Raw genomic sequence first — 19,435 nt, forward strand, 5'->3', positions numbered from 1 at the left:
TGTGAATTAGTTATTTATAGGGTAGGGGAATATATTTTTATGGTTGAACAAACTCAACATTGGTAAGCTTTACCACTACTGCGTTTGGCCAAATTTTATTATTATACACTCTGTGTGCCCTGCTAATTGAAATTTCTAAACTAGCATCATGCTGTTTAAAGTAAGACGTTGGGATGTTTTCTGGCCAATACTCGACCACCAAATCGTTTTGCCCCAATACGGAGATTTCCGTCTCTTCTGTTGCCCTTATTTTTTTAAGCAAAAAATTCCTTCTAAAACCTTTGAACCAATCTTTTTGGTTTGTTATAAAAACATAGGCCGTATTTTCCTCTTTGGCTTTGGTAAACCACAAATCCCCTTCTTTAATAATAGTGGGCACAGTCCTTACATTCTTAACCGCTTCGTTGTTCACAAATATCCAAAGGGCTATTTCACGCAGGCGTTCTTCTTGCTCTATGGGAATTTCCCCGTTAGGCTTAGGGCCAACGTTCATCAAAAAATTGCCGCCCTTAGCCCTGATTTCAATCAATTTATTTATCAAATCCCCGCCGTCTTTGTATTCTTCGTTGGTCGGTTTGTAGGCCCATTGAGTACCCATGGTCATGCAAGTTTCCCACGGCCCGGGCATAGCTCCGTTAGGTATCTTTTGCTCCGGAGTGTTCATTTCGCCACGGGTCACTACAATATTTGGAGCTATTTCATGTACATATTGTGCCATAGGTTTTGCATGGAAAGCATCAAAAAACATGACATCAATTGGACCATAATTTTCTATTAGTTCCTTAACCTGAACTTTATCGTATTCAAATAACTCTTTATTGGCTGTGACTTGGGTCATAGGTCCTTTTCTGGAAATCAGGTGGCCTTGCTTGTGTATAAAGCTAAAATCTTCGGGAGAAAAATAGAACCCTACTTTCAGCCCATATTTTCTCAAGGATTTGACCAACATACCAGTAATATCTTTCCCGTAAGGGGTGTTCATGATATTAAAATCGGTGGTCTTGGTATCCCACATACAAAAGCCATTGTGGTGCTTGGTTGTGAAGACTACATATTCTGCCCCTGTTATTTTGAATAACCTTGCCCATTCGTCCGGATCAAATTTATCGGGATAAAAGGTTTTGGGGAGCTCGTTCATATAGCGTTGTACATAGTCTTCCGACGCTCCCACCATAGAGTGGCTGATGACACTTCCCAACTGCGAGTCCATGCTCCAATGGATGAAAATACCGAAGCCCATATCCATAAAGTCTTCTTCTAGCTCGGGCTTGTTTTTTAGCTGGGCAAAGGATGAGAAACTGGCTAATATGAATACTAAAAGTAATTTTAACTCTTTGTTACAAATCATTTTTAACTTCGGATTTTATTATGTTGAAGTCCATTTTTGGCTGTTTGGTCATTTGAAGAACTAGCTTCCCGCCTCTCGTGATTTGGCTATGGTAGACTACATAACCATTGACGGGTTGGCCATTTAAAACTACCGAATCTACATAAACATTTTCTTCACCATTGTTGACGGACTCTATAGTAAAAGTAGAGTTTGAATAATAGTCAGGGTTTAGCTCTATACTGACCTTGTCGAAAGAGGGGCTTCCTATCTGATATTCTGGGTCTCCATCAACACCACCGTTCATCTGAAAGAGACCTATTTTCATTAAAACTGCTAAGCTCCCCATTAATCCTTGGTCCTCGTCCCCATTATAGCCTGTTGAGGGAGATAAACCACTAAATGTTTTCTTCACCACATTGCGGGTCCAATATTGGGTAAGGTCTGGTCTGCCTATTTTATGGAAAACGTATGCCGTCTGTATGGATGGCTGGTTTCCATAATTAATGGGGATTCTCCTGTACTCAGGGTGTTCTTCCAGGTCATGGGATGTCCCTGCCGTAAAGCCCAATTTGTCGGCTGTTTCAAATTGTGAGTTTAGTTTTTCCACAGCTTTGTTTGTTCCCCCCATTAGTTTGGTCAAACCTTCTAGGTTGTGCGGTACAAACCAAGTAGCCTGTGCACCGTTGGCTTCTACAAACCCAACTTTATATTGGTAGGGGTCAAAATCTTCATACCATTTGCCATTAACATCTTTAGGGCGCATCCATCCTGAAGCTCCATCGTACACATTCTTAAAGTTTTCAGAACGCTTTAAAAAGTAATTGTAATCGTCTTGGTGCCCTAGCTTCTTAGCCAGTTGGGCGAGCGTCCAATCTTGGTAAGCATACTCCATGGTAAGGCTTGCCCCGTCTTGATGTCCTCCAAAATTTCCTTCGGGTATAGGGTAGGGGACAAAGCCATTTTCCACATAGTATTTAAAACCTCCGCCGTGATTAGTATCATGCTCATAACCTGCCTTTTCCATAATGCCGCCCAGCATATGGTTCTTTTTCAAGACCTGATAAATATTTTCTAGGTCTTCTGTAATTAACCCTTCCTGAATGGCACTGACTATAAATGGGGTGCTAGAAGAACCAGTCATCACGTAGGTATAATTTCCCCCTGATGGTCCTCTGGGGATCAGGCCGCCATCTTTTTGATATTGTAAAAGCGAATAAACAAACTCTTCTTTGATTTCTGGGTAAACAAGCCCCCATAGGGTGTTGATTGTCCATTGAGCACCCCAAAAAGAATCGGAGTTATAATGATTGAATTTAGGCTTTCCGGTTTCGTCAAGCGGTAATTGCCCTATCCTAAATTCATCTCCTGTATTGTCAGGGTAAGCACCATTTGCATCGCTTATAATTCTCCTCCCTTGCAGCGCATGCCATAAATCTGTATAAAACCTCCTCTGTTCAGTTTCCGTCCCGCCTTCAACCTTAATTCTGCCCAATAACTCGTCCCACTCTTTTTTTGATTGAGATACAACATCCTCAAAATTCCAATGCGGCAATTCTTCTGTAATATTATAATTGGCATTTTCTACAGATGTATAGGAAATACCAACTTTCATAAGAACTTTCTTTTTAGGGTTGATGAGATTCACCAAATAGTTTCCTGTCTTTTCATTTTTATCTATAGAGGCTATATCTGTATTTAATTTTACTTTAAAAAATACTGTTAATGGCTTGGGTCTTCTGCGGGTTGGCTTCATCACCACTCTTCCCGAAAGCTCATTATTACTGTTTTTTTCCATCTCCCCGCCGATGTTTTCGCATGGTCCTAACATGGTATTAAGGTTAAATAAGATGCCTGCTTGGTTGTGGTCAGTTGGGAAAGTGTATTGGTGAAACCCTACGCGTGCTGTACTGGTCAGTTCAGATGTTATTTGATACCTATCGAGTTCTACGTAATGGTAACCGGGTGATATTTTTTCGGTTTCGTGGCTAAACTTTGAATAAAAGTCTTCATAAACAGTGTTTTTGTTAGTTGCTGATATCGTAACTGGCATAACTGAAACGCCAGACATTTGCCATGCATGAATATGGCTGAATCCTTTTATTGTATCTGTTTTATACCTATAACCGCTTCCCCAAGCACCGTCTATTTCAGTATCGGGACTTAGGTTTACCATTCCAAAAGCCCTGCTCGCTGACGAAAAGAAAAACCACCTGGAATTCTCTGTATCAAGGGCAGGATACACCATTTCTGAAAAAGTAATTTGTCCTTCAGGTTTGCCTTCCGTTTTTACTTCTTGTTTGCAAGAACATATTATTCCTAAAGTGAGGTAAAGTAGTATTTGTCTATAGAGTTTGTTCTTATTCATGTGTTTTCTCATTAAATCAACTTGGTTAAAATTTTTCGTTTTAATTAGAGACCAGCAAAAAATCATCGAAGCACCCTTTGGTTTCAATGCTTTTTCTCTCAAGTTACCTGTCCATTTGATGCTTTGCGAATAGGTCTCCTCACCATTGTCTTTTTCTTCATCAAAAACATGAATTGAACGATAACCTATTTTTTCTAACCTCGGATTTTTATAAAAAGGCAGATAAAAGGTTTCATCTGCCTTTTTATATACTAATTATGAATTTGTTTTGAAAAACAAGGTTTTTAATATCCAGGATTTTGAGGAATTGATGGAATTGATCTATCAATCTCTTTCTGGGGAATTGGGCGTAAATAGTGCTTGCTCTCCATTTGACCCACTGCTGCTGTCCATGGGTTCATTAAGGTAGTTCGTTCAATCAGTTTTTCTGTTCTTTTCAGATCAAACCATCGGCTGTATTCACCCATCAATTCCCTTGCCCGCTCATCCAATATCATATCGATATCCAGGTTTCCGTTTGCACGGTAGGATACCGTATTCATGGAGGTCAAATTGGCTGGTTCTGCTGCACACAACGGGTCAGTACCTGCATTGACACCAAGTGCACGGTCAACTATAGCATTGTAGTAAACTTCTGCGTCTCCCAAATTACCATTAGCAGCTCCTTTCAAGATGGCTTCTGCAGCAATTAAATATGCTTCGGCAGAGCGGAATAGAGCTAGATCAAAGGTTCCCTGAGCATCATCGTAGGGGATGCCTGGTTCCCAGAACTTCCACATTAGTGGAGTTTTATTATCTGTGTGATAAGGAGAAATTGGATTAATACCAATTTCAGCTACATTCAGTACTGCGTAAGGCTTGCTGCCTCCTACATCCATGCCTTTATCATCGTCACTGGCTGGATTATTCCATGGTGGGAAATACAATACTGTATCACCTTTTGCAATGTTGATGGTGGTAGATGGGTCATCAAAATCCGGGACAAAACCATCAACATCTGTCATTGCGTACATCGCTTCTACAAAATTGTGGTGGTACCTTGTATCAATATCCGGATCAAACAACCTATAAGTAGCAGGGGTCACGATATAGTTCCCTTTCCCTCCATGGCGGTTATAGTGACTTGTTCTTCCCAAAGAACCTGGAATATCTTCAGCACCACCACCGAAAATCGAATGGTAATCATTTCCTATTGCATATTCGCTAGGTTCATCATCATCACTGCCATTTGTCAATATATTATCGCTGAATTGTACTGCAAATACTATTTCATCATTTTTATCATTTTTGGCTGGGAAAGTTTCTTCCAGAGGGTTCTCAGCATGAAGTGGGAATAAATTGCGGTATTCCGGCTCCAGTGGATAATCGGCTATGATCATATCGGCATATTTAACGGCCTTGTCAAAATCGGCTGCTGTTCCACCCAGGGAATTGTTGAAATTCCAGCCCCTTGTCAGGTGAACTCTTGCCAAAAGGAACTGTGCGGCACCTTTTGTAGCCCTACCATACTCGGTATTGCCTTTGGCAGGTAGTATCGCTTCTGCCTCTTCCAAGTCCTGGATAACCTGGTCATAAACCTGAGCAGCAGGTACTTTGTTAACTTCCCTACTGGCAGTGGTAGTTTCCTCTAAAGGCATAGGAATGTCACCCCATTGTTGTACTGCATAGAAATAAGCATATGCTCTGAGAAACTTAGCTTCTGCCACTCTGATGGCAAGAATATCCGGATCCATTCCCTGAACTTCTTCCTGTCTGGAGATTGCAGTATTTGTCCTGGAAATTTGCTTGTATAGCAAATCCCATAGAGCAGTGGTCGCACCTATATTAGGGGTAAAGCGGATGTCATACACGTTCAATACACCACCTTGGTTTCCATTTTGCGCTTCGTCCCAAGAAGTACTGGTAAATATATCAGTACCCATCATAACTAAATCACGCTCTTTGTGTATTTCTCTGAGCTTGGTATAGTTTGAGCGGACAAGGTCTTCGAATCCCTGCTCAGTAACATAATAATTATCTGTAGTCTGGTAAGAGACCGAATTTTCATCCAAAAAATCCTTGCAACTGGTACTTAATAAAGTCATAAAGACCAGTGTTGTAATATATTTTTTATTAAATAATTTCATATTTTAAAATTTTATCTGTCCGAAATAAAATGATTAGAATGAGAGGTTTAGACCTAACAGATAGGTTGCCGTTGGTATACCATCATTGTAAGTGCTGGAATTAAATTCCGGATCCATCCCGTCAAAATTGTGGAAAACAAATGGGTTGCTAACTTGGGCGTACATCCTAAATTTGCTAAAGCCCATTTTGTCCAACGTTGTCCGTGGCAAGGTATAACCGAGAGTAATATCAGAGACTCTTACAAAACTTGCATCCTGATATTGGATTGCGGACTTATGAGGGTTTGGAACGCCTGGTCCGTAGTAATCATTGGTAGGATTGTTAATCGTCCAGTAATTGAGGTTCAGTACATTATATCTTCCGCCACCTATATCACCCATAGTGCCACTTAGCATACTATTTCTAAACATGGCTCCTTGGCTGGTATAGATCAGGAAAGAAAGGTCGAAGTTTCCGTAAGTGAACTTATTCGTCATACCCATTGTCCAATTAGGCTGTTCTGAACCAATGATTTTCCTGTCATCCATGCCCTCATTTGAAGAAATAATGCCATCATCATTTTGATCGACTACCTTTACCGAACCTGGTACCTGACTATACTCAGCAGCCTCCGATTCTTCATCTAATTGCCAGATCCCCTCAAATTCATAGTCATAGTGCGCTTCTAAGGGATGACCTACAAAAAGACCGGTAGCTATATCTGCCTGTATTCCATCACTACCAATAGAGAGTACTTCATTAACATTTTTGGCAAAGTTGATATTTGTGGCCCAGGTGAATCTATCTTTGGCGATATTAACCGTATTAAGCGATAACTCAATTCCTCTATTGGCTACCTCACCAATGTTTGTGGTTACACTGCTAAAGCCTGAAGAAGTCGGAATTTGTTCCTGATAGATCAAATCAACTGTTTTTCGATTATAAACCTCCAAAGTAGCGGTAATCCTGTCATTGATGAATCCCATATCAATACCGATATTCAATTCCTGGCTTTTTTCCCAGCCCAGAGAATTATCAGCCAGATTTTCCGGAGCAAAACCAAAAGCCGGTGAACCATCAAAATCATAGACTGTTTTGAGCAGTCTTGCCTGGGTACTGTAAGGATCTACCGCACTATTTCCCACAAAACCATAACTCACCCGGAATTTCATGTTAGAAATAGCATCCACATTTTGGATAAAATCTTCGTCTCCCAATCTCCATGCAAGGGCGACTGAAGGGAAAAAGTCCCATTTGTTACCTTCACTAAGCTGAGAAGCGCCATCCCACCGGCCGGTAAGTGTCAGCAGGTATTTATCTTTGAAACCGTAAATAACCCTTCCCATATATGAAAGCAAAGTTCTTTCGGTTAGTTTTGTGTCTAATTGGACAGGCCTTCCAGTTCCAAAGGCATACCATAATGAACTATATGGTAGCTCATCTACATAGCTATCCATTTCTTCATTTCGCTCTTGGAAGCTACTTTGTACACCAGTAATCGTGAAATCATGATCACCACTCTTCTTTTTATAGGTGATTATATTATCCAGTGTATAATTGGATTTGTCATCCGTTTGGCGAAAGGCTCTTGGCAATAGAGTAGTTTTTCGATCCTTGGTCATTGTTCCTCTAAATTGACCCCACCTAGAATTGTTAATATTTGTAGAAAAGGAAGATCGGATCGATAATCCTTGTACAGGAACCAATTCTATATAAGCATTACCAAAGAAATTATCAGCCCTTGTTTCATCCTGAAAATTATCAGCATCTTTTTCGATAAGGGGATTTAATACCTGCTTATCATTGATGCCCATCCATGCAGCATAGCCATTCCAGGAGAAATCCTGGTTTTCATCTGGGTTAAGCACATCATCATACATGGCGACACCAGTCGGACGTGCACGGTAAGCACTTCTCAATGCCTCATTAGAACCTAATTCTGTTTTGGCAACACTATAATTAGCCGTAAAACCAACATTTAGGAACTTAGTTAACTTACTATCTAAACTTCCCTTGATGTTGTATCGCTTGAATTTTGTATTATCCAAAGCACCTCCTTCATTCAAATATCCACCTGAAAAATGGTAGTTGGTATTTTCGCTTCCTCCACCCACAGATAAGGAATGATTTGTTTGTAATGTTGATCCGGAAATTTCATCAAGCCAATCTGTGTTCCTTCCGGACTCAACCATGTCAAGTTCGGTTGAAGTGAAAGTACGACCCTGAGGATATCCATTTAATTCACGATCAGTCACGCTAGCCTTGTAGAACTGTTGCGCATTCATCATTTCGGGAAGGTGGGCAGGAGTCTTAACTCCAACATAACCATCATAGCTTACTACTGGCTTACCTTTTTTACCTCTTTTGGTAGAGATAATAATCACGCCATTTGCTCCTCTAGAGCCGTAAATAGCAGTAGATGACGCATCCTTCAGAATATCCATAGATTCAATATCCGCTGGGTTGAGCGCATTTATATCTCCGCCCATCACACCATCAATTACCACCAATGGCTCGTTGCTGTAATTAATCGAACTTAAACCTCGAATATTAATGTTATACCCTGCTCCTGGTCGGCTGTTCTGCTTAGTGACAATCACACCGGCAGCCTGACCCTGAATAGCCTTAGCAGCCTGTACTGGATTTGCACGCACAATATCCTTTGACTCAACAGAGCCTATTGCTCCTGTAACATCTTTCTTTTCAACCTCACCATAGCCAATAACTACAACTTCTTCCAGTGAGGTGATATCAAGATTCAAGGAAACGTCTATTACGGAGTTGTTTCCAACGCTGACTTCATGAGGTAGAAACCCTATAAAACTAAATACTAATACAGAGTTCTGATTTGGCACTTCAAGTGAATATTTACCTTGAACGTCTGTTATTGTACCAATTGAAGTTCCTTTAATAAGGATGTTTACGCCAGGAAGTGGATCGTTCCTTTCGTCTGTTACTACTCCTGAAATTTTGGTCTGAGCCCAGGAAATGCTCACATAGCCTAATAGTAAGGCAATCAATAATAGTTTGCGTTTTTTCATATTTACTTAATTTTAGTTTGAAATACCCCAATCAAATGCGGGCTATTGTTTCCGAAGTAAGAGGAAACGTGACATTTTGAAATGGATTTTTTCTTCAAAAATATGGACAGTCCATTTTTTTGTGAAATAAAACATGTTTAAGCCCTTTTTTCGTCATTTAAATCGGTTGCAAAACGAGAACTTAACTCAATATCAATGGATCTTGATGATTTTATCTGAGGTTCCAGAAAACCTAGCCGAAGGTTTGAGAGAGGTTAGAAAGTTGAAACTAAAGCTGATAAAAATGTTCTTTTGGAATTTTGCTCTTTTCTAACTTCTTCACTATTCGGAAGTTTTATCAGGTTGTGATCAGGATAGCATTAAATAGAAAAGCCTTATAAAGGGCTAAAGCTTTATAAGGCTGGGAATTAACAATTCGGATTCTATTTCATAGACTATACCTCAAAAGGCTGTTTATAAAAACGCTTCCCTGTAGATTGGTATAGTGCATTGGCAACCGCAGCAAAAACAGGAGGGAAGGCAGGTTCGCCCAAACCTGTAGGGTCAATTGTGTTTTGGGCAAAATGAACATCGATTGATTTGGGGGCTTCCCGCATCCTTATCATTCGGTACTGATGGAAGTTGTTTTTATCAGGCACGCCATCTTTAAAAGTCAGTCCTCCATACAGTGCATTTCCAATCCCATCTACAATTGCCCCTTCTATCAGGTTGGTGGCAGCATCTGGGTTGACCACAATTCCGCAATCAACTGCACAGCAAACATTTTCTATCGAAGGCTTGCCGTTTTCTATTTTCATATCTAACACTTCCGCAGCGTAGGTGTTATGGCAGAAGTAGGCAGAAAGCCCACGGTGAACACCCTCAGGCTTTTGATCCCAGCCCGATTTTTCACGGAGAAGTTCCAGTACACCTGCATATCGAGCTGCATCATAATCATTCTTTTCCCCAACAGGATTGTTTTTTGCCTTCTCCAAAAGTTCTAACCGAAAATCGAAAGGGTCTTTGCCAGCTTCCTCGGCCACTTCGTCCAGAAAGGATTGTTCGGCACTTGCCATAAAGTTAGAGCGTGGGGCACGGAAAGAGCCGACGGTTAAGTTGCTGTCAACCGCCCATTCTTCAGCGAGGTAATTGTCCACAGCACCGGCAGGGAAGCGGTCGGCATAAAGAGGGCTTTCCGGAATCCCGCCAGCTTTCACATGGAAAGCGATCAGGTTGTTGTTCTCGTCCAGAGCTGCGCGGTAAGTGGCATGATATGTAGAGCGATAAATACCAGAGGTCATGTCATCTTCTCGGGAATAGATAAGCTTGATAGGCGCATTCATTTTTTGTGAGATAAGTGCAGCTTCTATCAGCCAGTGGGCATACGAGCGGCGACCGTAGCCTCCGCCCAAGCGAGTCATTTTTATATCGATATTTTCCACAGGCATTCCGAGGCGAGCGGATAAAGCTTGCTCGGTGAGTTCTGGCTTTTGGAGAGGCCCTATCAATTCTGCTTTGTCGCTAGTCACATGGGCAAAGAAATTCATGGGTTCCATACAGTTATGGGCTAGGTAAGGGGCGGTGTAGCTTCGCTCAATGACCTTGCTGGCATTCTTGAAAGCGGCTTCTGGGTTGCCATCTTTCCTGCGGACTTCCCCTGGCTTAGCGGTCATATCTTCCATTTTAGCCAAATGTTTTGTTGTGCTTTCTAATCTGGCAGGTGTATGCCAGCTAAGTTTCCTGCCAAAGCGGTTAATTGTTTCCGTCTTATCCGAAATAGGTTCAAACTCTACTTGGAGCGCTTTTTTTGCGTTCATTACTTCCCAAGTAGAGTTGCCGACTATAACCGCAACCTCATTGAAGGTAAGGGTATCGAAAAATTGCTTTTCGTAGGTATCTTCAAATATTTTAATAGAGAAAATATCTTTTATGCCAGGCATTTTTCTTGCTTCCGAACCGTCTATTGATTTCAGTTTCAAACCAAAAGCTGGCGGATGAACAATCATGGCAATTAGCATTCCTTCCTTGTAGGTGTCAATGCCGAACAGTGGTTTTCCGGTTACAATGTTCTGTGCATCAATATTCTTTTTGGAAGTGCCAATGATCTTGAAATCTTGAATGTCTTTCAAGTTCACTTCTTCGGGAACAGGGAGTTTGACTGCGGTCGAAGCCAATTCGCCATAGCTTGCTGATTTACCACTTTTTTTGTGCAGCAATGTGCCCATTTCGGTAGTGACTTCTTCTACGGGGACTTGCCAAGCTTGAGCTGCGGCTTCACGTAACATATGACGAGCCGATGCGCCAGCTATTCTCAACCCCTTCCAGCTCTGGCGGATGGCTTGGCTGCCTCCTATAAACTGCCGGCTGTATAATTCTGTGTTTAAGGAAGCTTGTTCTACCACCACCTCTTCCCAGTTTATATCCAGTTCTTCTGCCACTATCATGGGCATAGAAGTTTTTACATTCTGTCCACCTTCGGGGTTGGGCGACATAAGGGTGATGAGCCCGTTATCGGCAATTTTTACGTAGCCATTGAATTCGAACCATTCTTTGGGTATGTTGGAAAGCTCTTTTTCAGAAGGGCTTTGGCAAGATGCCAGCCAGTTGAAGCTGATCATCATTCCACCTCCAGCAAGGAGGGAGCTTTTTAAAAAGGAACGCCTGTTGTAAGATGTTTTTATGATTGCCATTGATAGAGTGTAGGTTGGTGAGGGTAAGCAGATGGATTTTCGTTACAATTTCTTTTAAGGTAACTATTTTTTTAACTTTTTCAAAAACTGGAGAAACACTCTTTGCTTATGGTAGCAGTCTTGGTTTAGGGTAATTAGAAACTAATATTGTCTTTGTCAGATACTTCCTATCTTTAACTTTTCATTTTAACAAAGAAACTATTCAGACATATGCCCAATAACTCTACTGATGAAAAACTAGATGCTTTTGGTCGCCTACTCAAGATTATGGATGAGCTGCGGGAGCAATGTCCTTGGGACAAAAAACAAACGCTAGATTCCTTGCGCTACCTGAGCATAGAAGAACTTTATGAGCTTTCAGATGCCATTTTGGAGAAGGACTATGAGGAAATAAAAAAGGAAATAGGCGACCTAATGTTGCACATGGTGTTTTATGCCAAGATAGCCTCGGAAGAAGGTAAGTTTGATATCGCTGATGTGCTCCATGGGATTTGCGATAAGCTAGTGGCGAGGCATCCTCATATTTACGGAGATGTAGAGGTTAGTTCGGACGATGACGTGAAGCGGAATTGGGAGTTGCTGAAGCTAAAAGAAAAGGGGAATAAGGGGATATTGAGCGGAGTGCCCCAGTCTTTGCCAGCCGTGGTAAAGGCGATGCGGATTCAGGAAAAAGCGAGGGGAGCAGGGTTTGATTGGGAGAAAAAGGAGCAGGTTTGGGAGAAAGTGGAGGAGGAAATGCAGGAGTTCCATGAGGAATTTAAAGCAGAGGAGGGCGGCTTTTCGAAGGAAAAGGCCGAAGCAGAGTTTGGTGACTTGTTGTTCTCTCTCATCAACTACGCTCGCTTTGTAGATATCGACCCTGAAACGGCGCTGGAAAAAACCAATAAGAAATTTATCAAGCGCTTTGAGCACCTCGAAAAAGCTTCGGCAGAAGATGGCAAGAAAATGGGGGAGATGAGCCTTGAAGAGATGGATAAGTACTGGAACGATGCGAAGAAGTTGCCATAAACCCACCTCTTAAACAGATGGGTTTATATTTATTCTACTTCGGTGCTTACATGAAATAAAGCATCGCCTTTATACACAATAGGGGCGGTGTTTAAGCCGAAAACAAAACAGTCGAAAGGGGCATAGACGTTTCGTTCAAACTCACCATAAGGATCTGAAATGCGTCCGATGAGAGCTTTGTTTTTTACTTTTGAACCATTTTTGATGAGGGATTGAAATATTCCGGAATGAGGCGCGCGTACCCATTTGCTTTTTTTAATGACCATGGGGGCTCCTTTTCTGGTATTACCTTTTTGCATGTGCAAATATCGCATTACGTTCAACGCCCCTTTTACGCCACAACTGATCACATAGGGATCAAGATCAAGAGATTTCCCCCCTTCATAAAGCAAAATAGTCTTGCCCATTTTATCCATGGTTTCTCTTATAGATTTATGGATATAGGAAGAATTGACGATAAGTGGAGCGCCAAAAATTTTGGCAAGCTCTACGTTTCGCTCTTGCGTAAGCACACACCTGATGTTTGGGTAGTTGTCTCTTCCGGCCCCTCCTGTGTGGAAGTCTAGTATATAGTCTACGAAAGGAGCTATTTCCTTTGTGAATTTGTAGGCGAATTGTGCTGCCAACGAACCGTTTTTTGAGCCGGGAAATACCCGGTTTAAATCCCTGCCATCGGGAAATTCCCTGTGCTGGTTCAGATATCCAAACACATTGAAAACAGGGATGCATATTATAGTCCCATTTTTAGGCTTGTTGTATCCTTTCCTGATTATTTCACGAACAATGGCCACCCCATTTGTCTCGTCGCCGTGTACTCCTCCCATGAGCAGCAAAACAGGGCCATCGTGGATAGCCCGTTCTATAATTACTGGAATGCGCAGGCTATTTCTCGTATGGAGTTTAGCAACTTCCATCTCAAGCACCACACGCTCCCCTTTTTGTATTTCTCTACCCAGTATAGAAAACTTTTTGCTAGACGTTCCTTTCAAGGTATTTTATGATTTCCTTTGCAATATCTTTTTTGGTAGCAGCCTCAATACCTTCTAAGCCTGGAGATGAATTGACTTCGAGTACTAAAGGACCTGATGAGGACTGTAACATATCAACCCCTGCTACTCCAAGCCCCATTGCCCTAGCTGCTTTTATGGCCGTAAGCTCTTCTTGGTCCGATAGTTCAATGATGGAAGCGGACCCTCCACGGTGCAGGTTTGAGCGAAATTCCCCTTCTTTCCCTTGGCGTTTCATTGCGCCTACAACTATGCCATCCACCACAAAAGCTCGAATATCAGCACCACCAGATTCTTTGATAAATTGTTGGGCAATCACCCTGGCTTTCAGCCCATTAAATGCTTCTATTACTGAACTGGCAGCATTTTGAGTTTCGGCTAGCACAACTCCTAGGCCTTGCGTGCCTTCCAATAATTTCAACACTAAAGGAGCACCTCCTACAGAATCTATTATATGGTCAACATCTTTGGTATAATTGGCAAAAACGGTTTTAGGCAGTCCGACACCTGCTCTAGCCAATATTTGTAAGCTTCTCAATTTATCTCTGGACCTGACCAAGGCCTGCGATTCCACTGCGGAAAATACTCGCATCATTTCAAACTGGCGAACTACTGCAGTGCCATAAAATGTAACAGACGCCCCAATTCTTGGAATAATGGCATCGATACCTTCCAGATAATTACCATTATAAAATATTCTTGGGTTTTTCTTTTCCAATTCGATAATACACTTCGAATGATCTACCACTATTGCTTCGTGGCCTTTTGCTTCTGCTGCTTCTACTAGCCTTTTAGTAGAATACAATTTTGTATTTCTGGATAAGATTGCAATCTTCATGTTTCCTTTATTTTAATGTTTTTTCTTTTTGATTTTTTCTTGTTTCACTCTGAAGGAGATGTTTTTCAAAGAGGTGTCAACAACAAATTTCTCGCTTAGAAACTTTCTCCCGAGCAATATAGGATATTTCATGTTGCTTCTTTCACTTAAAGATAGTTCGATAGGATATTCCTGTTCAAAAATCAAAATATTGGTCTTGATGACGAACCGATCCTCAACAGAACCAAATGAACTTTTTACAGCTTTTTCCTTATAATTATGCACCTTAAATGCTTTGTGATTGTATTTCTGATGAGAAGGGTCCAATAGTTTGAACTCTATATATTTTACCCCATCTTCTTCAACTTCTTTAATATCATGACTATGTATGGAGGAAGTATAGGCGCCCGTGTCAACTTTTAATTGGATGTTTTTTAGGTGTAATTCTGGAAAGTCTGCTTTGTCTATTCTTCCTATTGTCTTCATATAATGTGTAAGTTAAGCAAATGCAATCAGTAAAGTAAAAAAGTAGACTGTTATAAGAATATGATAGGTAGGTTGCAGGTTTAGCGGGGGATTAAAAACAAACTCTGGCGTTCGGACATAGAGCTGAGAAATACTCTGTAAACTAAATTTTCGTACGTTTTTTAAACCTTTTGTTAATTTATGACAATCGCTGATTGTTCTTGGTTATTAGTTCTTTTAAAAAAAATGTTGAAACCATAACCTGCAACCGTCAGCAGGGTCTAACAATCAACATTATGAGTACTATTAAAAATACTCGGTTATTTAGTTTATAAGGTAGTAAATGTCTTGATCATGCTACTTGACCTATCTTCCAAAGGAAACACTGTAGGGTGTTTTTTGTTCGGAGGAAGAGGAGACCGGTAGGCAGGAAAAAAAGAATGAGGCTGAACTCTTTCTGGCCAAGCATCAAATTATAGTGGTGCTTGGCCAGTTTTTTTTAATAGTGAAGGTCATTCGAAAGGGTTAATGACCATGGCGTCTTTTTCTGGGCGGGGTTTTTCAAATTCCCAGTAGTCGAAAAGTTCAAAATTTTTATCCTTATAAGCTTCTTTTACCTTATTTATTTCAACTCTTCCGGCAACTTCATCGGCTAAGTCATTCCAGAACTTTTCGGAGGTCATGCCTATGAGCAATAGTGGAATTCCCCATCCAGAGCGTTTCGCACTTGTTTCGTATGCTGTTTTCATAGTTTTGGTCTGGAAAGCCAAAATCTTGGAAATTGGGATTGCTTTTTTCTCATTCTCTGCTTGGAAATACATAGTTTCGTTGGAAACGAAAAGTACTTCTCCGGTAGCCTCTACCACTTTATGTTTTTCCATCCAAACAAAGGTTGCTTTTTCTCCAGGCATAAGCCAGATTTCATCGCCCGTGCCCTTGTTGATCATGGTCGGATATTGTGCAAAGAGGTTGCTAACTACAAAGAAAAAGAATGCGATGGTTATGTTAAGTGGTTTCATGACTTGGTTCCTCCTAGGCTTTTGTCGCCTTTTTTAGTGGATATTTATAGGATGTTTTGCTTACATGATTTCAAAACTCCTGTTACTTATATGTACGACAAATGAACAGGTAAGTAGGGACATTTCTAATATTTGTTTGTCGAGCTGGAATAATTGCCGATAAGCAGGATGTGATGAGGTTGGGTTAAAAATTTGCTTCGTACCACTTTTTACTTTTGGCATAGCAATCGCACAAATTGTTTAATATTGAACAGGCTAACGCTATAAATTCAAACTAAAACTCGTATTTCGATTATGGACAACACAAGTGGTAAAACCAATAAAGTATTGCTAGGTATTTTGGCAACCTTAATGCTTCTGTTTTTTATACAAGATGGCTTTGCAACAACTTACGAACCTCAAGATAGCAAGATAGATACTACTTATTCTAAAAGCTTTTTCGTGAAGCTGAACGATAAGGTAGATATCAGAAACAGGTACGGTAGCATTAAACTGGATCAGTGGGATAAGGACTCTGTTTCTATTGAGGTTTCTATACAAGCCCAAGGAAAGACAGAAGAAAACACATGGAAGATAATGGACAGGATTGATGTGGATTTTCAACAGTCTGGGAAACAACTCACCATTGAGACCAAGCTAGATGGCAAGTCGAGCACGGTGGGCGGCATGCTTAAAGGTGCTGGAGATTATTCTAAAAATGTATTGGGCAAAAATCCTATGAAAATTGATTTTGTGGTCAAAGTGCCAAAGTATGTGAACCTAGAAGTTACGCAAAAAGATGGGGTGGTGACCATAAGCAAGTTAAAGAATAAAACGAAGATCAACCTTTCGGACGCTGTGCTTGAAGCTGATAGTTTTACCGAAGAATTAAACTTAGAACTTCGTTCCTCAAAGGTCAGTATCAATTCCTTGGGTTATGCTTTTTTAGATGCTAAAAGTACCGATGTGGATATTAAAGAGGTGAAAAAGGTTGATATCAATTGTACGTCTGGAGAAATCACTATTCAGAAAGCGAAGGAGGTATATATAGATGCACGAAGCGCGAAGTTGAACCTGATGGAAGTGGAAGAAGTGGATGGCGAGGCTGATATGACGAAGACTTTTATCTCCAAACTAAAGACGAGTATTGATTTCACAAACTCTCTGGGGAATGTTCAAATAGAGGAGGTAGAAAAAGGGTTTGAGAAAGTGAACATCATAAGTAAAATGGCTGATGTTGAAATAGGTTTTAATAAGAATGCGGTGGTGAATTTTGATGTGAAATGTAAGGCTGGGAAAGTTACGCTTCCAAATCCTGATACAGGTTTGAGCAAATCTGATATCAATAAGGAAACACATGTGACAGGAACGCTTGGTGGAGAGAAGGGAAAAGGCGGTGACTTGATGATAAATGCACCTAGCGGAAAAGTTATTCTTGGTTACAAATAGTTTTCCTGCATAAAAAAATGAACCGCAGCTAAACTAGCTGCGGTTCAAAACCAACTGATTCAATTGACACTTCTCAGCATTTTTTTGATTAATATTTTGTTCAATCTGATTGTTTATTAATTATTTTGGTAATAAAGGATGGCGTTCAACTTAGTTAGGTAAAATCACCTTATCTATCGCATGGATTACACCATTGGTCGCTTGTACATTAGGTATGATTACCGTAGCATCTGGCGAATCGTTGTTGCCATCTTTCAATACAACACCTGACCCTATTTCCACGGTTACTTTTGCATCAGTAAGTAAAGTTTGAACATCTCCATTGCTAAGATCTGTTGAGAATGCCCTTCCTGAAACTACGTGGTAAGACAATATTTCAGTCAATTGAGCATCTGTAAGGTCATCAGGATTAATACCTAAATCTTCGAACGCTTTGTTGGTTGGGGCAAACACGGTGAATGGTCCCTCGTCGTCTAGTAATTCTTCTAGGCTAACTCTCTGTAGCAAGCTTACTAGCGTAGAGAACTCAGGGTTAAGGCCTAATGCTACTTCTACAATGTTTTTAGATGGAGGAAGCAACACGCCATCTATCACATGAACCACGCCGTTTGACTCTTCGATATCAAGCAAACCAGCGTTTAGCGGAATCATGTTGTCATTTGCGTCTACTAGATCCAATCCATTTGCATCAAATTTGATAGCGCCGCCATTAAGTGTAGGGTAGAATTTACCATCTACTAAGTCAGAAGAAAGTGCCGGAGCGTCTAACCCAAGTACGTGGTAGGTCAAGATTGGGGTCAATGCTTCTTTGGTAAGGGTTGGGTCATCTACACCGCTAAAGCCAAGTGACTGAATAGCTGCGTCAAGTGCTGTATTTGTTGGAGCAAAAACGGTAATGTTTTCTGCCATATCTAATGTCTCAACTAACTCAGCTTTTGTTAAAGCCGCAACTAGCGAAGAAAAGCTTTCATTGTAAAGAGCAACATCAACAACTGTTCTTTTTGGCAACAATACTTCATCAACTACGTGGATAACACCATTGGTAGCTAGTATATTAGCCGAAGCTGGTTGTACGTTCAATTGATTATTCAGCGTGATTCCACTTGACAAGTCAACACTTAATGGTTTTCTTGCATTCAAGGTTGCAAAGTCTGTAGAACTTAGGTCAGATGAGAATGCTCTTGCACCAATTACGTGAAACAATAGGATGTCTTTTATTTCAGCATCACTTTTTCCTTCTATAGCTGTTTCGATTGCTTTAAAAGCCTCGTTGGTAGGGGCAAATACTGTGTAAGGGCCGTCTGCGCTCAATGCATCCACTAAGTCATATTTTTGCAACAGGGAAACTAGTGTGCTGAAGTTAGGGTTACCAACGGCAATTTCAACAATAGAGCCAGAAGCTGGTTCTAATACATTGTCAATCACATGGATAATGCCATTGTCGGTTTCTACATCTGCTTGAGTTACAGTCGCTATTCCATTAATAATCACACCATTGTTTACATTTACAAAGGCATCGCCATTGAGAGTAGGGACTGCGCCGTTGGTAAGGTCTGTGCTCATTGCAGCAGTTCCGCTTACCACATGGTATTTCAATATTTCATCCAACTGATCACTAGCAAGCAATTGGTCAGCTGTTAATCCTTTTTTAGTAAGATAAGCTTCAAATGCTTCATCGGTTGGTGCGAATACGGTAAAAGTACCTTCTGCTGCAAATGTTGAAGCTAAGTCGGCTTGGTTTAGTGCAGCTAGTAAAGTAGTAAACCTATTATCATCACCTACCACATCGGCAATAAATACTTTTGGTTCTTCTGGTGGCATGTCGTCTTCTTCGTCGTTGCATGCACTCAGAATAGTGAGTGAGAATAATAGGAATAAAACGGTCTTCCAATTCTTGACGGTAAATAGTGTTTGAAACGTTTTCATTTTCTGCTGAATTTTTTTGTTTAATTAATTTTCTTCAAATTCTGAGAAAGGATTTGCCAATACTCAGAATGTTTAATTTTATTTTTTGTTGATTCAACAGTGGGTATACTAATTGTAAATGCTATTTGTTTTGTTTTATAATATCATTAATACATTAAACAAAATAACAATTACTATAAAGTATTGATATACAGTTAAAAGTGTTTAGGTGTTTTTTTGTAAAAAAATAAAACTTTACCAGAGTGATTTGTAAG

General features: G+C 40.6%; 12 protein-coding genes. 2 read left to right on the plus strand and 10 right to left on the minus strand.

Going from position 1 to position 19,435, the window contains the following annotated elements:
* Positions 1–37 precede the first annotated feature (37 nt).
* From R9C00_12650 to R9C00_12670, 5 genes are all read right to left on the minus strand, one after another.
* Positions 38–1,348, minus strand: coding sequence for an alpha-L-fucosidase (locus R9C00_12650; protein ID WPO38303.1), 1,311 nt, complete (start codon positions 1,346–1,348; stop codon positions 38–40).
* On the minus strand, positions 1,338–3,695 hold the full coding sequence (locus tag R9C00_12655; GenBank protein ID WPO38304.1) for a GH92 family glycosyl hydrolase: 2,358 nt from the start codon (positions 3,693–3,695) through the stop codon (positions 1,338–1,340). Before R9C00_12655 ends, R9C00_12650 begins: the two co-directional genes overlap by 11 nt.
* A gap of 284 nt (positions 3,696–3,979) precedes the next feature.
* A complete protein-coding gene (locus R9C00_12660) occupies positions 3,980–5,779 on the minus strand; it encodes a RagB/SusD family nutrient uptake outer membrane protein (GenBank protein ID WPO38305.1) in 1,800 nt (599 codons plus the stop codon).
* Positions 5,780–5,854: 75 nt separating this feature from the next.
* On the minus strand, positions 5,855–8,842 hold the full coding sequence (locus tag R9C00_12665) for a TonB-dependent receptor (GenBank protein WPO38306.1): 2,988 nt from the start codon (positions 8,840–8,842) through the stop codon (positions 5,855–5,857).
* A 434-nt stretch (positions 8,843–9,276) separates the two neighbouring features.
* Positions 9,277–11,511 carry a molybdopterin cofactor-binding domain-containing protein gene (locus R9C00_12670; protein ID WPO38307.1) on the minus strand — a complete coding sequence of 745 codons (2,235 nt, stop codon included), beginning with the start codon at positions 11,509–11,511 and terminating at the stop codon, positions 9,277–9,279.
* Between the two features lie 210 nt (positions 11,512–11,721).
* Here R9C00_12670 and mazG point away from each other — a divergent pair, with 210 nt between their 5' ends.
* A complete protein-coding gene (gene mazG / locus R9C00_12675; protein WPO38308.1) occupies positions 11,722–12,519 on the plus strand; it encodes a nucleoside triphosphate pyrophosphohydrolase in 798 nt (265 codons plus the stop codon).
* A 29-nt stretch (positions 12,520–12,548) separates the two neighbouring features.
* On the opposite strand, the gene R9C00_12680 is transcribed toward mazG, so the two are convergent.
* The 4 genes from R9C00_12680 to R9C00_12695 form a co-directional block, all read right to left on the minus strand.
* Positions 12,549–13,508, minus strand: a complete 960-nt coding sequence (locus R9C00_12680; protein WPO38309.1) for a succinylglutamate desuccinylase/aspartoacylase family protein — start codon at positions 13,506–13,508, stop codon at positions 12,549–12,551.
* Positions 13,492–14,364 carry a 30S ribosomal protein S6--L-glutamate ligase gene (rimK, locus tag R9C00_12685; protein ID WPO38310.1) on the minus strand — a complete coding sequence of 291 codons (873 nt, stop codon included), beginning with the start codon at positions 14,362–14,364 and terminating at the stop codon, positions 13,492–13,494. The genes R9C00_12680 and rimK overlap by 17 nt, the downstream gene beginning before the upstream one ends.
* Before the next feature lie 12 nt (positions 14,365–14,376).
* Positions 14,377–14,829 carry a RimK/LysX family protein gene (locus R9C00_12690; protein ID WPO38311.1) on the minus strand — a complete coding sequence of 151 codons (453 nt, stop codon included), beginning with the start codon at positions 14,827–14,829 and terminating at the stop codon, positions 14,377–14,379.
* A 491-nt stretch (positions 14,830–15,320) separates the two neighbouring features.
* A complete protein-coding gene (locus R9C00_12695; GenBank protein WPO38312.1) occupies positions 15,321–15,827 on the minus strand; it encodes a hypothetical protein in 507 nt (168 codons plus the stop codon).
* Between the two features lie 294 nt (positions 15,828–16,121).
* Here R9C00_12695 and R9C00_12700 point away from each other — a divergent pair, with 294 nt between their 5' ends.
* A complete protein-coding gene (locus R9C00_12700) occupies positions 16,122–17,255 on the plus strand; it encodes a hypothetical protein (GenBank protein ID WPO38313.1) in 1,134 nt (377 codons plus the stop codon).
* A gap of 150 nt (positions 17,256–17,405) precedes the next feature.
* Here R9C00_12700 and R9C00_12705 read toward each other — a convergent pair whose 3' ends face one another.
* Complete coding sequence (locus tag R9C00_12705; protein WPO38314.1) at positions 17,406–19,181, minus strand: fasciclin domain-containing protein; 1,776 nt, start codon at positions 19,179–19,181, stop codon at positions 17,406–17,408.
* Positions 19,182–19,435 lie beyond the last annotated feature (254 nt).

The organism is Flammeovirgaceae bacterium SG7u.111, from assembly GCA_034044135.1.
In the GTDB taxonomy this organism is placed as follows: Bacteria; Bacteroidota; Bacteroidia; order Cytophagales; family Flammeovirgaceae.

Excerpts from the sequence above, each read along its gene's own strand:
- R9C00_12650 (WPO38303.1), bottom strand. The coding sequence starts at position 1,348 with ATGATTTGTAACAAAGAGTTAAAATTACTTTTAGTATTCATATTAGCC.
- R9C00_12655 (WPO38304.1), bottom strand. The coding sequence starts at position 3,695 with ATGAATAAGAACAAACTCTATAGACAAATACTACTTTACCTCACTTTA.
- R9C00_12660 (WPO38305.1), bottom strand. The coding sequence starts at position 5,779 with ATGACTTTATTAAGTACCAGTTGCAAGGATTTTTTGGATGAAAATTCG.
- R9C00_12665 (WPO38306.1), bottom strand. The coding sequence starts at position 8,842 with ATGAAAAAACGCAAACTATTATTGATTGCCTTACTATTAGGCTATGTG.
- R9C00_12670 (WPO38307.1), bottom strand. The coding sequence starts at position 11,511 with ATGGCAATCATAAAAACATCTTACAACAGGCGTTCCTTTTTAAAAAGC.
- mazG (WPO38308.1), top strand. The coding sequence starts at position 11,722 with ATGCCCAATAACTCTACTGATGAAAAACTAGATGCTTTTGGTCGCCTA.
- rimK (WPO38310.1), bottom strand. The coding sequence starts at position 14,364 with ATGAAGATTGCAATCTTATCCAGAAATACAAAATTGTATTCTACTAAA.
- R9C00_12690 (WPO38311.1), bottom strand. The coding sequence starts at position 14,829 with ATGAAGACAATAGGAAGAATAGACAAAGCAGACTTTCCAGAATTACAC.
- R9C00_12695 (WPO38312.1), bottom strand. The coding sequence starts at position 15,827 with ATGAAACCACTTAACATAACCATCGCATTCTTTTTCTTTGTAGTTAGC.
- R9C00_12700 (WPO38313.1), top strand. The coding sequence starts at position 16,122 with ATGGACAACACAAGTGGTAAAACCAATAAAGTATTGCTAGGTATTTTG.
- R9C00_12705 (WPO38314.1), bottom strand. The coding sequence starts at position 19,181 with ATGAAAACGTTTCAAACACTATTTACCGTCAAGAATTGGAAGACCGTT.